Origin of the sequence: Chryseolinea serpens (genome assembly GCF_900129725.1) — a bacterium.
Taxonomy (GTDB): Bacteria; Bacteroidota; Bacteroidia; order Cytophagales; family Cyclobacteriaceae; genus Chryseolinea; species Chryseolinea serpens.
Window position 1 is genome coordinate 148,177 of sequence record NZ_FQWQ01000004.1, and the last position, 16,337, is coordinate 164,513.

Below are 16,337 nucleotides of genomic sequence, written 5' to 3' on the forward strand. Positions count from 1 at the left end.
GATAAAACAATGGCTCATCAAGTAGAAGTTACGGAAGAACATTATGTATTCAAGCCATCGCTCAAGACGAAGCTTTATGCCATTTTAGGTATTGGAGCGCTCCTTTTAGTGCTCGGCCTGCTCTTTTCGAAAGACCCGGCAACGGCTGAGGGAGCAGAGCATGGCGGTGGTCATGGTGGTCATAACGCATCAGTAGAAGCCACACACCTGGTGGCCACCGCTGAAGAGCATGCCGCAGCTTCCGAAGGTCATCACGAAGCCGGTGGCGAGCACCACGAAACCAAATATTGGATCAAGCGTCTGTACACCACCCTGTGGATGAACAACGTGTATTTCGCCGGTCTGGGCATCATCGGTTTGTTTTTCGTAGCCGTCCAATATGCCGCACAGGCGGGATGGTCGGTAGGAGTACAGCGCATTGCGCTCGCCATGGGCACCTGGATTCCGGTTGCCGGCTTGCTCATGCTTGCCCTCTGGTTCGTTACGAAACACGACATTTTCCATTGGACGCATTCATATTTATACCAGGACGGACCTCAATTCGATAAGATCATCGATAAGAAAGGACCGTTCTTCTTCTGGCCTTTGAAAGGCGGCACATTCCCGATCTTCTTCATCTTCCGCATGGTATTGTTCTTTGGCTTGTGGTACTGGTTCTTCTCCAAAATCCGCAAGAATATGATCTCCGAGGACCTGGAAGGCGGAACTTCCTGGTGGTACAAGAGCCGCGGTCTTTCCGCTTGGTTCCTTGTATTCTTCGGTGCCAGCTCTTCCATCGCCGCATGGGACTGGGTGATGAGCATCGACACCCACTGGTTTAGCACCATGTTTGGCTGGTATGTATTCGCCAGCTGGTGGGTAACCGGTTTGGCCGTGATCACCCTCATCGCCGCACACTTGAAGAGTGCCGGCTACCTCAAGATCGTAAACGCAAACCACCTCCACGACCTGGGCAAGTTTGTGTTCGCTTTCTCCATCTTCTGGACCTATATCTGGTTTTCGCAATTCCTGCTGATCTACTACGCACACATCCCCGAGGAAACCGTGTATTTCGTAGAACGGATGCGCAACAGTCCGTACAGCTGGATCTTCTACTTCAATATTATTGTTAATTTCGTGTTGCCGTTCCTGTTGTTCATGACGCGCGATGCAAAGCGCCACTTGTCTACTCTGAAGCTGGTTTGCCCCATTGTCATCATCGGTCACTGGTTCGACTTCTTCAACATGGTAACGCCCGGCGTCATGAAGCACTCTGGAGGAATTGGCTTTGTGGAGATCGGTATGTTCTTGATCTTCGCCGCAGTGTTCCTGCTGGTCGTGCTGAATAGTCTGACGAAGCTGCCGCTGTTTGGCAAAAACGATCCGATGTTACAAGAGAGTCTTCATCACCACATTTAATGTATAGAAACTGATATGATGAGTTTGATTATTATTCTTGGCGTTGTTCTCATCCTGGGGATCCTCTATATGATCTTCCGGGTAGGCAACCTGGTAAGCATTGCAAAAGGAGGTGTGGTTGACGAAAAGTCAAGTACGGCGAACAAAGTAAATGCAGCCCTTTTTATCGTATTCATGGTGGGAAGCCTCGGCCTGTTCTTCTGGTATTCCTTCAGCCATTTTCACGAATACACGTTGCCCGTTGCTTCCGTGCACGGCAAACATACTGACAACCTGTTCTGGATCACCATGTGGGTGACGGTGATTGCGTTTGTGATCATCAGCATCGTCATGTTCGTGTTCATCTACCAATATCAATACAAAGAAGGCCGCAAAGCCAAGTATTTCCCCGACAATCACTACCTGGAGTTGGCATGGACCATCATCCCGGCGATCGTATTGGCGGTGTTGATCTTCACCGGTCTGCGCGCCTGGAACGACATCACAAGCCCTGCCTCGAAAGACGCGGAAGTGATCGAGCTCGTGGCCCAGCAATTTGCATGGACCGCCCGCTACCCCGGCGTGAAAGACAAAGAACTTGGAAAAGTAAGCTATAAACTGATCGACAACTTCGGCAACGAATTTGGTCTCGACCTGTCCGACAAGCATTCCTTCGACGATTTCAAATCGCTGGAGTTGCACTTGCCCGTTGACCAGGAGATCCTGTTGAAGATCCGTGCCAAGGACGTGCTCCACAGTGTGTTCCTCCCTCACTTCCGGGTGAAGATGGACGCCGTGCCCGGTATGCCCACCCAATTCAAATTCAAAGCCACCAAGACCACGCAGGAGATGCGCGACGAGCTTGGCAACCCGAACTTTAATTACGAACTGGCCTGCACCGAAATCTGCGGACGTGGTCACTTCTCGATGAAAATGCCTGTTGTCGTAGAAAGTCAAGAGGCGTATGAGCGCTGGAAGGCTTCACAGGAAGCATGGTTGAAACAGAATCCCGGCTACCTCGATAAGGTACCGGCAGCATTGAAGGAAGCGGCGATGATCCAGGCAGGCATGCAGAAAGATCCCGGCGCAACAGTAGCGGAAGTAAAACAATAGGTTAAAAGATTTATCAAAACATGGCAACGACCGATATTCACCTCCACCAAGATGTTCACCATCACGATGATCATGAGGATCATGAGCACCATGAAGGTAATTTCTGGACCACTTATATTTTTAGCCAGGATCACAAAGTAATTGCAAAACAATTCCTGATCACCGGTATTTTCTGGGCCTTGCTGGGCGGTACACTCTCCGTGATCTTCCGTCTGCAACTCGGTTTTCCCGACATGAACCTGGATTGGCTCAAGCCCGTTTTGGGCGGCTGGATCACTCCCGAAGGAAAACTGGATCCTGAATTCTACCTGGCCCTGGTGACCATGCACGGCACCATCATGGTGTTCTTCGTGCTCACAGCCGGTCTGAGCGGTACCTTCTCGAACTTCCTCATTCCCCTGCAGATCGGTGCCCGCGATATGGCATCCGGTTTCATGAACATGCTTTCCTACTGGTTCTTCTTCCTGTCGAGCGTGATCATGTTCATTTCGCTCTTCCTGGAAACAGGCCCTGCCGGCGGCGGTTGGACGATCTACCCTCCGTTGAGCGCATTGCCCCAAGCCATTAAAGGTTCGGGCCTGGGCATGACCATGTGGCTCGTAGCCATGGTGTTCTTCATCGTGAGCTCGCTCCTCGGAAGTATCAACTACATCACCACGGTTATCAACATGCGCACAAAAGGTATGTCCTTCACACGCATGCCCCTCACGATCTGGGCGTTCTTCTTTACGGCCATCATCGGTATCCTATCATTCCCCGTATTGTTTGCCGCAGCCCTGTTGCTGGTCTTCGACCGCAGCTTTGGCACGAGCTTCTACCTGTCGGATATTTACATCGGCGGCGAGGCGTTGGCACACGAGGGGGGTAGCCCCATCCTGTTCCAGCACTTGTTCTGGTTCCTGGGTCACCCGGAAGTGTACATCGTGTTGTTGCCGGCGCTCGGACTTTCGTCTGAGATCATCGCCACCAACTCGCGCAAGCCTATCTTCGGCTACAAGGCCATGATCGGTTCCATGCTCTTCATCGCCATCCTGTCGTTCATCGTGTGGGCTCACCACATGTTTGTGACGGGTATGAACCCTTTCCTCGGTTCCATCTTCATGTTGCTCACGCTGATCATCGCCGTGCCTTCTGCAGTGAAGATCTTCAACTACGTGACCACGCTGTGGAAAGGTAACATCCACTTCACACCGGGCATGTTGTTCTCGATCGGTCTGGTGTCGTTCTTCCTCACGGGCGGTATCACTGGTATCTTCCTTGGCAACTCGGCCATCGACATTCAATTGCACGATACATACTTCGTCGTAGCCCACTTCCACTTGGTAATGGGTAGCGCTTCGTTCTTCGGGATGATGGCGGGTGTGTACCACTGGTTCCCGAAATTCTTTGGCAGAATGGTGAATCCCACATTGGGCTACATCCACTTCTGGTTGACTTTCGTCGGTGTATACATGGTGTTCTTCCCCATGCACTACATCGGTATCGCCGGTTTCCCCCGTCGTTACTACTCCTGGACAAACTTTGAAACATTCAGCGGCTTTGCCGACCTGAACATGTTGGTGAGCGTGGCTGCGATCGTAACGCTGAGCGCCCAATTCATCTTCCTGTTCAACTTCTTCTACAGCATGTTCCGCGGCCGACTGGCCCCCGCCAACCCTTGGGAATCTACAACCCTGGAGTGGACCACACCGCGCAACCCTGGTCACGGCAACTGGGTGGGAGAGATCCCGTCCGTATACCGTTGGCCCTACGACTATAGCAAGCCGGGTGCGAAGGAAGACTACATCCCTCAAAATATCCCGTACTCCGAGACACCGGAATCCAACTTGCCGCACGAAAATGAGCTCATCAAACTGGAGACTTTGAACGGCGACGGATCTATTGTGGTGGAAGGAAGCAAGCACTAATTGACGACTTACGATCTTCGGTTCAAGGTTCAAAGTGAAGGACTTCTCCCCACTTTGAACCTTGATTTTTTAGGGCACATCCGCTCTCATTTTAAGGCATAGGGGAAATCATTATGAGATCATTTCGCAGGCTCACCCTCTCAACGCTCATTGCCGTGTACGTGCTCATCCTCGTAGGGGGCATTGTGCGCAGCACCGGGTCGGGTATGGGGTGTCCCGACTGGCCGAAATGCTTTGGCAACTGGGTGCCCCCCACATCCGTCTCGCAATTGCCCCAGGACTACAAAGAGATCTACGCCGCCCATCGCGAAAAAAAGAACAAGCGGTTCGCCAAGTATCTGTCGGCTGTAGGCATGGACGACACCGCGGCGGGTATCCTCAACGACCCGGGGGTGCTACACGAAAATGATTTCAACCCGGTAAAAACCTGGATCGAATACGTGAACCGCATTGTCGGGGTCATCATCGGCTTTCTCATCTTCGCGGTTTTCGTGGTCTCGCTGGGCTATTGGAAAAGCGAACGCAGGTTCACCGTGGTGGCTTTTATAACGTTTGTGCTGGTCGGGTTCCAAGGGTGGCTGGGATCGTTTGTAGTGTCCAGTAACCTCACGCCATGGACCATCACCGTACACATGTTTCTGGCCCTGCTCATCGTGGCTTTATTGGTATATCTCGTAGACCAAAGCAGCTATCGCCCCGAGATCAATTCGTCTATAGGCTTCTGGTGGCTCGTGGCCTCGATGGCCGTGTTGCTGGTGCAGATCCTATTGGGCACACAGGTGCGGGAAGCAATCGATCGCGTGGCCCAGGGGGTGGCGCGCGAGGCGTGGATCGCCAACCTGGGAGGGGAGTTCATCATTCACCGTTCCTTCTCCTGGATCGTGCTGATCATGCATGTGGGATTAATCCTGAGATTGCGTAAAACTGAGGGGGCAAAAACTTTCACCCTTGCCCTAATCCTGCTAATTTTGGGGACCATTTTAACGGGTTTGAGCATGGCCTATTTCGCCGTGCCGCCATTCCTCCAGCCGGTGCACCTGCTGTTTGCGACAGTCACTTTCGGAACACAGTTTTTGTTCTTGCTGAAAATGAATAGAAAAGAAGAGCCTGCATTGGCATAGCATATGATAGTCGGACAAATCGATCAACTCACCGGAATCAACTTCGTTATCGCGAAAGCGAAAGCGTACTGGGAATTGTTGAAATTCCGGCTCTCTTTCCTGGTGGCTTTCTCCTGCGCATTTGGATTTGTGCTGGCCTCACGCGAGATCAACTGGCTCACGTTCACCATGCTGTTCCTCGGCGGATTCCTCCTGTCGGGCGCCTCGGGCATCATCAATCAGATCATTGAAAAAGATCTGGACGTGTTGATGGGCCGCACCATGAACCGCCCATTGCCCACGCACCGGGTATCAGTGAATGAAGCCATCCTGGTGGCGGCTATCTGTACCGTGGCGAGCGTAAACATCCTTTGGAAATTCACCAACCCCCTGACCACCGGCTTGTCGGTGTTGTCGATGATCCTGTATGGATTTGTCTACACCCCGTTGAAACGAGTTGGTCCCGTAGCGGTATTTGTGGGAGCCATACCCGGAGCCCTTCCGCCACTGTTAGGCTGGACGGCTGCTACCGGCGTGATCTCGCACGAAGCATTGATCATTTTCGGCATCCAATTCATCTGGCAGTTCCCCCACTTCTGGGCCATTGCCTGGGTAGCCGACGAAGACTATAAAAAAGCCGGCTTCAAATTGCTTCCCTCCGGGGGACAAAAGGATTTGAACACCGCCGTGCAGATCATGATCTACACCATGTTCCTCATCCCAATGGGATTGCTACCGGCCACCTTTGGCATCACCGGCATCAACTCCGCGATCGTGGCAACACTTTGCGGCGTGGCGTTTTTTGCGTTGACATTTTCATTGATGAAATCGGGCGACCGGAAGTCGGCGCTGAAGATCATGTTTGCATCGTTCTTGTATTTGCCGATCGTGCAGATTGCGTATGTGTTGGATAAGATCTGATGTAGAGAGAGAATAATTAGGAAGAGGTTTGTCGTGGAATGTGTAAGGGAATCGGAAAGATCTTGTTGGTGGGACACCAACAAGGGTGGTGGTGGAAATTAGTAAAGGAACTGGAAATGAAGCTTGTTGGTGAGGAACACCAACAAGGGCGGCGAGGGTTGATAAAGAATGAAGCGTATGGCATTGGATATAAAGATCGTTGAAGAAGCACAGAAGCCCTTGGGGATGAACCCTAAGAAATTTGGGCTTTGGCTGTTCATGGGAAGCGTGATCATGGTTTTCGCGGCCTGGACCAGCGCCTACCTGGTGCGTCGTGCCGACGGTAACTGGAGGGTGTTCGAATTGCCGAGTTTGTTTTGGATCACTTCGGCCATCATCCTGGTCAGCAGCGGCACCATGCATTGGGCCTATTTGTCGGCCAAAAAGGATAACCTGGAGCAGACCAAGCTGGCCATCAGCATCACCAGCCTGCTGGGGGTGGCGTTTTTGATCGGGCAGTTCCTGGCCTGGGGGGAGATGGTACAGCACAACGTGCATTTTGTGGGAAATCCGTCCGGGTCATTTGTGTATGTGATCTCCTGGATGCACGGGCTGCACATCGTGAGCGGGGTGGTATTTCTGCTCATTGTACTGGTGGCCACATTCCAGTATAAAGTGCACTCAAAAAGGATATCGCAGATGGAAATGTGCACCACTTATTGGCATTTTTTGGATGCCCTTTGGCTATATTTGTTTGTTTTTCTATTATTGAACCGCTAATAAAAAGGCGGTTTTTTGACGATATTCGCACACTCACCACACACCCTTATTTAACCGCGTAACCTATTAACGTATACTAACTAATACTATGGCAAGTACAGCAGCAGCAGCTCACGGCGAGAGCACATGGGACGGTGGATCCTCACCGATGGGAGCCAGCTATGGCAAACTCATGATGTGGTTCTTTTTAATGTCCGATGCTTTTACTTTCTCCGCATTGCTCATCACCTATGGCCTGGTGCGTTCTTCGCACAAAGCCTACCAAGGCGCTGTAGATGCATTCACGTTTTCACAAAACTACTGGCCCATTCCTGAAAAGGTATTCGAATCCGTTCCTTTCATAGAAGGGTGGTCGGCTCCCTTGGTTTTCGTGGGTATCATGACCTTCATCCTCATCATGAGTTCGGTAACAATGGTGCTCGCCGTAGAAGCGGGCCATCGTATGGACCGCAAGGCCGTTGAGAAATGGATGCTCTGGACCCTGCTGGGCGGTATAGCTTTCTTGAGCTGCCAAGCTTGGGAATGGACCCACTTCATCCATGGCGCTCACGCCGGCAAGGCCGTAGTAGAAGGAACAACCTTCTTCGGAGCCAACCTGGCCCATAACCAATACGGTCCTCCGGATTTTGCAGCCTTCTTCTTCTTCATCACAGGCTTCCACGGCTTCCACGTATTTAGTGGGGTGTGTTTGAACTTCCTCATCTACTTCAACACGGTTACCGGTCTCTACGAAAGAAGAGGTCACTATGAAATGGTGGAGAAGGTAGGTCTGTACTGGCACTTTGTAGACCTTGTTTGGGTGTTCGTGTTCACGTTCTTCTACCTGGTTTAATTAGTTTTATTCAATCGAATTCATCGCATAAAGAAATATAAACATGGCACACGCTGAAAACGAATCGCACATAACCGTTCTTCCTCCCGATAAAGAGAAAATCAAAAAACTGTGGACGGTAGCCGGAATTTTGGGACTCATCACCGCCTTTGAATTCCTTATTGCCTTCACCATGCACCACGGCCCGTTGAAGACTTCGATCTTCATCGCCATGACCATTGTGAAAGCCGCATACATTGTCGGAGAATTCATGCACTTGCGCTATGAAGTGAAAGTGTTGTTCTGGTCCATCCTCATCCCCCTGATCTTTATCGTGTGGATGCTGGTAGCCTTTATTTACGAAGGCATCGCGATTTCACTCGTCCGTTAAGAAATTAACCATAACTCATTTCAGAGGCTTGAGTGTATGCGCACTTAAGCCTCTTTTTTTTTGACCCAAGCCAGCAATGCGCCGGCTAAAGGTTACGAAAGTATTCTCGCATGCTATTATGAAAAAAACTAAAGCACTCTTTTTATTTCTTGCCCTCTTGCTGCCGATACTGGTCTTTCTTTTTCTAAGGTTTTTTGGGAAGAACGAGTTTGCTGTACCACCTTTGTACACCGAAACCTTTCCTGAAGTACCACAAGGCTGTGCGCCCGTAAAAGCATTGCCCTATCGCATTGCCGACAGCGTGAGAACAAAGCTCCCGTTTGGAGACGATAGCCTTGCGTTGGTCACGTTTGGCAAGCTGAGTCCGGAAGCAATCAACCAATTGAAAAGGGTGGGGGGCAAGTTTCCGAACGATCCGGTGGTACTGGTTCAATTGGTCGATTCCAAGCCAGAATGGAAGCAATGCGTCTTCTTTCTGAAACCGCCTTTCGATCAGGTGCTGGTAGATCGCAAAGGGGCGATCCGCGGACAATACACTGTCGCCGACCTGGACGAGGCCGACCGACTGATCACTGAAATAACGATTATACTAAAGAAATACTGAGATGGAACCGAATGTAGTAAACGTGGAGCAGAAGGAGCCCTATAAGAAATTGATCATCGCGGTGTCGATTGCCATCCCCTTGGTAGTGGCGGTTTTGTTTGGCGTGAAAGTGCCGGGCTACGACCTTTCTTTTCTGCCCCCGATCTATGCCACGATCAACGGCGTCACCGCCGTGTTGCTGGTGAGCGCATTGATCGCGATCAAAAACGGCAAGCGGAAGTTGCACGAAAATCTGATGAAGACGAACATCGCGCTTTCGGCGGCTTTCCTGGTGATGTACGTCCTGTACCACATGACCAGCGACCCTACATCCTATGGCGGCGAGGGTGCCTTGAAATACATTTACTTTTTTATCCTGATCACGCACATTTTGTTGTCGGTCGCTGTTATCCCCTTGGTGCTTTTCACATTTGTGCGGGCCTGGCGTGGAGACTATGTGCGGCATAGAGCGCTCGCCAAGATCACATTCCCCATCTGGCTGTATGTGGCCGTTACGGGAGTGATCGTTTACCTGATGATCAGCCCATACTACGCAGCATAAAATTGGTTATCTTTAAGCGATCGATATGAAAAAGGCAGCATTCCTCAGCATCGTATTTGTGATCATCGCCACGGCACAGTCGGTGGCGCAGTGCGCGATGTGCCGGTCAACATTGGAGAATAACTACGCCGCCGGCAAACCCGGCATCGCGGCCGGCATCAACACGGGCATCCTGTATTTGCTTTCCATGCCCTACCTGGCCGTGCTGGTGCTGTGGTATTTCTGGTATAAAACAAGTCGGAATGCAAGAAAGGAACTATCTCACGGCCCTGTTGCAAGGTAAGTGCCCCCACTGCCGCCAGGGTGCCATGTTTGCATACCCCATCCGAAAGCTTAGCAAGTTTAACGTCATGAATGCCACCTGTCCCCATTGCGGCATTCGCCTGGAGCCGGAACCGGGCTTCTACCAGGGCGCGATGTATGTGGGCTATGGGTTCACCATTGCCTTCATCACGATGGTCAGCCTCGTACTCTATGCCCTGGGTGATGTTTCGGAGTGGCACTACATCGGCGCCAGCATTGGAGGCATGGCGCTGCTCATCCCCTTGAACTACCGCTACTCGCGCATCGTGTATCTCTACCTTTTCGGCGGCATCAAATACGATCGCCACCTGTCGCAAACAAAGTAGTTTTCTTACCTTTATCGATCATCACCCTGGTCGACGATTGAAATTACGGACATTCATACTGTTAGGAAGTTGCCTGATCACGTTCGCATTGGGAGGACTGGCGGCCTATTTTTCCCAACGCCTTGAATCCACCCAATCCGTCGACGCCGCGATCGTGAAGAACCTGCAACAGGAGCTCGCCACCATGCAGACAGAGGTGGATACGCTGTTGCCCAAACTTCAACGGTCATCCACCTTGCCACCACGCGGCCGCCGCTTTGCATTTTTTGTGTTCGATGCCCAGCAACTCGTGTCGTGGACCGACAACGGCTTCGTGCCGTCGCCAGCTTCGGTGGCTGAGCCCTTTACGCTGAAGATGCTCATCAGCGGCAACGGCGATTACCTGGCCCGGAAATGGAAAGTGAACGACACGAAATTTCTCGTGGGGGTCATTCCCCTCTATCGCAAGTTCAGCATCACCAACAACTACCTGGAGCCGTGGTGGAATCTCCGGATCTTCCCCTCCGCCAACATTACTTTGCTAGAGCCCGGCGCGGCTTCCGGCACCAGCATCTGCGTGGAGGATCAATGCCCGTTTCGCGTCAACTTCCAGGAACAGGTGCCGTTGCGTGATCCGGTAAAGGCTGCCGCCATACTGCTGTTGTCGATTTCGATCGTGCTTTTTGTGGCACTTTTTTATGTACAACTCGAACGCTTGCCCTATGCGGAAGGAGCATTTCTGCTGCTGTACGGATTTTTGATCGGCCTGCGGTTCGTCATGATCCGGCTGAATTTTCCGGATGCGTTATACGCCTCCAGTCTTTTCGATCCCAAAGTGTTTGCCTCCTCCACGCTTAACGCATCACTGGGCGATCTTTTGATCAATGAGCTGGCGTTGCTGCTGTTGTGTGTGTTCGCTTTTAACAATTATCAGAAGTTCAAGAGCTATCACTTCATGTACCAGCGAAAAGTCATCGCGTGGTTGCTTTCGGTCGTGGCAGGGTTAGGCGTTCTTTTTGCGGCATTGTTTCCGTTCGTGGTCATTCAAACGATCAACAACAATTCGTCTATTGTAATTGACATTTCCCAGTCGCTGCAGTTTGACAGACTGCGGTCCATGGCCACCCTCGCCGTATTGTTGGCGGGCGCTTGTTCATTTCTTTTTGGCCACACGTTTCTACGGCTGCTCATCGGCGATGGCAATAGACTACGGGTATTGGGAGCTTTCACCCTTTCGGCATCCATCTTCGCCCTCATAAATTCATCGACGGAACAACCCTACCTTTCATCGCTCGTGTTGGGAACGTGCTATTTCTTGATTGTGTATGTTCTAAAATTGTATGTGAGCCTGCGCCGGTTGGGCTTTGCCACGTTCTCTTACCTGTTCATCTCCATCTTTTTCCTGTCAGCCAACGGCGCCTACGCCATTCACTATTTTACACGCCAGGAAAAGATTGCCAGCCAATTCAAGTTTGCCGAGAATTTTTTGGTCGACCGCGATTACTTTGGCGAATACCTCCTGCGCGAGACCGCCCTGAAAATTGCGGACGACGCCTTTATTCAATCGCGCATCAATGTTCCCTTTCTTAGCCGCGACATCGTCCGCCAAAAAATCCGGCAAGTATTTCTGCCAAGCTATTTCAATAAATACGACGTCGAGATCTTTCTGTTCAACTCCCGGGGGGAGCCGCTCGACAACCAGTCGGCCTCGACCCTGTCGCAGGTGATCGGCATCTATGACCAGGATGCTTTTCGCACGGACTACGACCGCGTGTACTTTGTGACCAGCCCGGCAAAAGACGTCACCCAAAAATATCTCGTGCTGGTGCCCATCAAACGGGCCAACTCCCTGCTGGGCCATGTCATGCTCGACTTGTCGCTGAAGAAACTTATCCCCGACAACGTTTACCCCGAATTGCTCGTGGACAACCGGACGCAGCAATTCTATCATACACAAGACATCAGCTACGCCGTATTCTCCGACACCACCATCCTTTTCAGCTCGGGCAAATTCAACTACGACGCCGCCTTCTACCGCGACTGGCTCGGCAATCCCGACCTCTATCGCAAAAGCATCAGCGCCGATGGATTCACACACGTGGCGCAGGAATATCAAAACAACCGGCTCGCGGTCGTGTCGTCGCAGCAACAGCCGGTCATGCTCACGCTGGCCAACTTTTCGTTTCTGCTGGTGCTGGGATTGGTGATCATTCTGCTGTTACTCCTGTCGCTGGGCATCGCCAACTACGTCCAGGGGGAGAAGATCTATTTTTCCGCGCGCATCCAGCTGCTGTTGAACATGGCGTTCTTTCTTCCGCTGATCCTGGTGAGCGTGAGCACCCTAAACCTGACCAACCGCTCCACCCAAAACCAGCTCATGGAGGAATACCAGGAGCGCGCCGAGACCGTGAGCAGCCAATTGTCGGCGCAACTGGACCGCTATGTGAACGGCAACAGCGAAAATGCGAGCACCTTCGGCCAACAGCTCCGGGAGCTGGCGCAATTGACCAACCTCGATGCCAACGTATTCAACACCAAGGGCGAGTTGCTGGCCACCAGCCAGGAGCTCATCTTTGAAAATAACCTGATGTCGCGCTACATCAACGCCGACGCCTTGCGCAAGATCAAGGAAGGCAACCGCGTGGTGATCGAGACCGAACGGGTGGGCAAGCTGGAATATTTTGTTTCCTATGCGCCCCTCAAGGCGCCGCTCAGTGGGAAACTCATCGGCATCCTGGGGATCCCGTTCTTTCAATCGGCCAGCTCGCTGGAGCGGGTGCAGATCAACCTCGTGGCCAACATCCTCAATATCTTTTCGCTAATCTTCATCGTGTTGGTGATGCTTTCTTATTTTGTCTCCCGCTGGCTCACCTTCCCGTTGAAATTCATCACGCAATCGCTGCAGCGCACATCGCTTACCAAAACCAACCAACCGCTCACCTGGAAAGCCGACGACGAGATCGGCCTGATGGTGAAAGAGTATAACCAAATGCTTTTCAAGCTCAGCGAGAGCAAGGCGGAACTGGAGCAGACCCAGCGCGAAACCGCCTGGCGCGAAATTGCCCAACAGGTGGCACACGAGATCAAGAACCCGCTCACCCCCATGAAACTCACGCTCCAGCAACTGGAGCGCGGGATTGGGTCGGGCACCAACACACCGGAGAAAACCGGCAAAGCCGTGTCGACGTTGCTCACACAAGTGGATACCTTGAACGACATCGCGTCGTCGTTCAGCACGTTTGCCAAGATGCCACAGCCGGTCATCCAACGCCTGGAGCTGGTGTCGCTCGTGCGGCGTACCGTGGTGCTTCACCATTCTTCGGGAGACGTACAATTCGAGACCCCGCTGCGCGAGGCCTATGTCCAGGGCGACGAGCAATTGCTGGGACGCACCTTCTCCAACCTCATCCTGAATGCATTTCAGGCCGCCCGGCCGGGATATAGCCTGCAAGTAAGGATCAACCTCACCCAAACACCGGAGGGCTATCAGCTGGCCTTCCAGGACAACGGGAAGGGTATCGCTCCCACCGTGGCTGAACGCATTTTTCTGTCGCATTTCACCACCAAGAAATCGGGCTCCGGGCTCGGGTTGGCCATTGCTAAGCAGGCGATCGAACACATGCGGGGAAAGATCTGGTTCGAAACAAAAGTGGGGGAGGGCACCACGTTTTTTATTCTTTTACCACCATCCGGGGGAATCGCTCAAGGGGAGACGGAAAAATCCCTTCCTGCGGTGTAACCAATTGTTGTTTTACCAGTAAATTGATGCAACCCATTAGGGTGCCATTGGTCTTTCACAAAACACGCCGCCATGATCAAAAATTATCTTCTCATCGCCGTCCGGAACATCTTCCGGAACAAGTTGTTCTCCACCGTCAACATCCTGGGCCTGGCGTTCGGGATCTGCAGCGCACTGCTGATCTTTTTGTGGGTGAACGATGAACTGAAATACGACTATTTCCACGCGAACGCCAGCCGCCTCTATCGCGTGATGGAAAACCAAAAATATACCGACGGCCGCATCTACACCTTTGCCGCCACACCCGGTCCCATGGCACCCTTCATCAAAGAAAAGTATCCCGAGATCGAAAAGGCCACGCGGTTCACGTGGGAGGTCAACAACCTCATGCAGGTGGACGACAAGACGTTCTATGAAATGGGCCGCTATGTGGACCAGGATTTTGTGGAGATGTTCAGCTTCCCTTTCCTGAAGGGCAACATGGCCACGGCGTTAAAAGACAAGAACTCCGTCGTGATCACGGAAAAGATGGCCAAAAAATATTTCGGCGACCAGGAGCCCATAGGCAAAGTGCTGCTGATGAATACCAAGCGCTCCTTCACCGTCACGGGCGTTCTGAAAGATCTTCCCCGCAATTCCTCCATCCAGTTTGAATACCTCTTGCCCTTCGAAGTGTTCTGGGATGACAATACCTGGCTCCACGAATGGGGCAACAACAACATCCGCACCTTCCTCCTGTTGCGCGAAGGAACGGATCGCGAGAATTTTGCTGCCAAGTTTAAAAACGAGATCGGTGCACACCAGGAGAAAAGCAACGTAGAACTTTTTATCCAGCCGCAAGCTGAAGCTTATCTCTATGGCGATTTCGAGAATGGCGTGCAATCCGGCGGCCGCATCGACTCGGTGAAGATGTTTTTTGTGGTGGCCGTGTTCGTGCTCATCATTGCCTGTATCAATTTTATGAACCTGTCCACAGCGCAAGCCACCAAGCGTGCCAAGGAAGTGGGGCTGCGCAAAGTGATTGGGGCGGTGCCCAGCCAGTTGTTCCGGCAATTTATGGGCGAGTCCTTTGTGACGGTCTGCGTGAGCGCGGTCCTTGCGTTGCTCTTTGCGTTGCTGCTCATACCGATTTTCAACGAGATCACCGGCAAGGCGCTCACCCTAAACCTGCTGGATACACAGTTGCTGATGATCTTTGGGATCATCATCGTGTTCACCGCATTCGTGGCGGGTAGCTATCCTGCCCTGTTCATCTCTGAATTCAAACCGGTGCAAGTGCTGAAGGGCCAACTGAAAAGCGGCAGCCGCGCGGCGATCTTCCGCAAGGTCCTGGTGGTGGTCCAGTTTTCGCTGTCGATCATTCTTATCATCAGCACCACCGTGGTGTTTCGGCAAATGAATTTTATGGAAAACCGCGACATCGGGTTCGTCCGCGAAAATGTGTTCTACCTGTGGATGGAGGGCGACGTCCGTCCCAAGCTGGAAACTTTTCGTACGCGACTGCTGGCGGAACCCGGCATTGAAAGCGTGACCTCAGCCAGCCAGATCCCCATCGACATCGGCAACTCTACGGTAGGCGTGGAGTGGGAAGGTAAGGATCCCAACGAGAAGATCCTCTTCAGCAACATCAACGTGGACTTCGAATTTATCCAGGCCATGAAAATGAACATGAAGGAGGGCCGGCCCTTCGACCGTTCACGCATCAGTGACACCTCCAACTATATCGTCAACGAAAAAGCAGCCGAGAAATTCGGCTTTAAAAACGGCGTGGCCGACCAGGACCTCACCATGTGGGATCGCAAAGGCAAGATCGTGGGCGTGGTGAAAGACTTTAACTTCGGCTCGCTCCACAGTGCCGTAGATCCGCTCATCCTGCGCATGGACCCGAAAGAGACCTATTGCCTGTTGGTGCGCGTGAAACCCGGCGAAACCGAAGCCGGCCTCCGGTCGACCGAGATCTTGTGGAAAGAGTATGCCCCGGGTTATCCCTTCAAATATTCCTTCCTGAACCAAAACTGGGAAGACTTCTACAAAACCGAAGCCCAACGGGGCAAAGTGTTCAACACGCTGGCTATTCTGTCGATTTTTATTTCATGCCTCGGCCTGTTCGGACTCTCCGCCTTCTCCGCCGAACGCCGCACCAAAGAGCTTGGCATTCGCAAAGCGCTGGGTGCGTCCATGCCGGGTCTCGTTCGTTTGATGGGCAAAGAATTCACCATCTTGGTGCTGCTCGCCGCGGGTGTAGGCTGCCCCATCGGCTGGTATTTCATGACGCAATGGTTGGAGACCTATGCCTACCACGTAGACGTGGGCTACCTGACGTTGATCATGGCCGCGGTGGTTTGCCTGGTGGTATCCTTGGTCACGATCTCTTATCACTCGGTGAAAGTAGCGGCGAGTGATCCGGTGAAGAGCTTGCGGTATGAGTAAAGCGTAGTCTCCGAGGCGGAAGACTATGCTTTGGCG

General features: G+C 52.3%; 14 protein-coding genes. All 14 read left to right on the forward strand.

The annotated features are described in order from the left end of the window. Positions 1 to 9 precede the first annotated feature (9 nt). Positions 10 to 1,398, forward strand: coding sequence for a quinol:cytochrome C oxidoreductase (locus tag BUB30_RS25195; RefSeq protein WP_073139958.1), 1,389 nt, complete (start codon positions 10 to 12; stop codon positions 1,396 to 1,398). 15 nt (positions 1,399 to 1,413) lie between these two features. Beyond that, entirely contained in the window at positions 1,414 to 2,490 is a 1,077-nt protein-coding gene (locus BUB30_RS25200; RefSeq protein WP_073139961.1) for a cytochrome c oxidase subunit II, read from the forward strand. Positions 2,491 to 2,510: 20 nt separating this feature from the next. Further along, entirely contained in the window at positions 2,511 to 4,397 is a 1,887-nt protein-coding gene (locus BUB30_RS25205; RefSeq protein WP_073139963.1) for a cytochrome c oxidase subunit I, read from the forward strand. Between the two features lie 113 nt (positions 4,398 to 4,510). Next, positions 4,511 to 5,518, forward strand: coding sequence for a COX15/CtaA family protein (locus BUB30_RS25210; RefSeq protein WP_073139966.1), 1,008 nt, complete (start codon positions 4,511 to 4,513; stop codon positions 5,516 to 5,518). 3 nt (positions 5,519 to 5,521) lie between these two features. Further along, the gene (gene cyoE, locus BUB30_RS25215; protein ID WP_073139968.1) at positions 5,522 to 6,418 is read left to right on the forward strand and encodes a heme o synthase; all 897 of its coding nucleotides are present in this window, start codon (positions 5,522 to 5,524) and stop codon (positions 6,416 to 6,418) included. A gap of 177 nt (positions 6,419 to 6,595) precedes the next feature. Then, positions 6,596 to 7,177, forward strand: coding sequence for a cytochrome c oxidase subunit 3 (locus tag BUB30_RS25220; RefSeq protein WP_073139971.1), 582 nt, complete (start codon positions 6,596 to 6,598; stop codon positions 7,175 to 7,177). Between the two features lie 88 nt (positions 7,178 to 7,265). Next, positions 7,266 to 8,009 carry a cytochrome c oxidase subunit 3 gene (locus tag BUB30_RS25225; protein ID WP_073139974.1) on the forward strand — a complete coding sequence of 248 codons (744 nt, stop codon included), beginning with the start codon at positions 7,266 to 7,268 and terminating at the stop codon, positions 8,007 to 8,009. 43 nt (positions 8,010 to 8,052) lie between these two features. After that, positions 8,053 to 8,379, forward strand: a complete 327-nt coding sequence (locus BUB30_RS25230; RefSeq protein ID WP_073139976.1) for a cytochrome C oxidase subunit IV family protein — start codon at positions 8,053 to 8,055, stop codon at positions 8,377 to 8,379. Between the two features lie 118 nt (positions 8,380 to 8,497). Continuing rightward, on the forward strand, positions 8,498 to 8,983 hold the full coding sequence (locus BUB30_RS25235; protein WP_143165081.1) for a hypothetical protein: 486 nt from the start codon (positions 8,498 to 8,500) through the stop codon (positions 8,981 to 8,983). 1 nt (position 8,984) lies between these two features. Further along, positions 8,985 to 9,524 carry a DUF420 domain-containing protein gene (locus tag BUB30_RS25240; RefSeq protein ID WP_073139981.1) on the forward strand — a complete coding sequence of 180 codons (540 nt, stop codon included), beginning with the start codon at positions 8,985 to 8,987 and terminating at the stop codon, positions 9,522 to 9,524. Positions 9,525 to 9,549: 25 nt separating this feature from the next. Continuing rightward, positions 9,550 to 9,807, forward strand: coding sequence for a hypothetical protein (locus BUB30_RS25245; protein WP_073139984.1), 258 nt, complete (start codon positions 9,550 to 9,552; stop codon positions 9,805 to 9,807). Next, positions 9,767 to 10,153 (forward strand): hypothetical protein, encoded by a 387-nt coding sequence (locus BUB30_RS25250; protein WP_073139986.1) that lies wholly within the window; start codon positions 9,767 to 9,769, stop codon positions 10,151 to 10,153. The genes BUB30_RS25245 and BUB30_RS25250 overlap by 41 nt, the downstream gene beginning before the upstream one ends. 37 nt (positions 10,154 to 10,190) lie before the next feature. Further along, positions 10,191 to 13,871 carry a sensor histidine kinase gene (locus tag BUB30_RS25255; protein ID WP_073139989.1) on the forward strand — a complete coding sequence of 1,227 codons (3,681 nt, stop codon included), beginning with the start codon at positions 10,191 to 10,193 and terminating at the stop codon, positions 13,869 to 13,871. A gap of 72 nt (positions 13,872 to 13,943) precedes the next feature. Beyond that, positions 13,944 to 16,301, forward strand: coding sequence for an ABC transporter permease (locus tag BUB30_RS25260; RefSeq protein WP_073139992.1), 2,358 nt, complete (start codon positions 13,944 to 13,946; stop codon positions 16,299 to 16,301). Positions 16,302 to 16,337 lie beyond the last annotated feature (36 nt).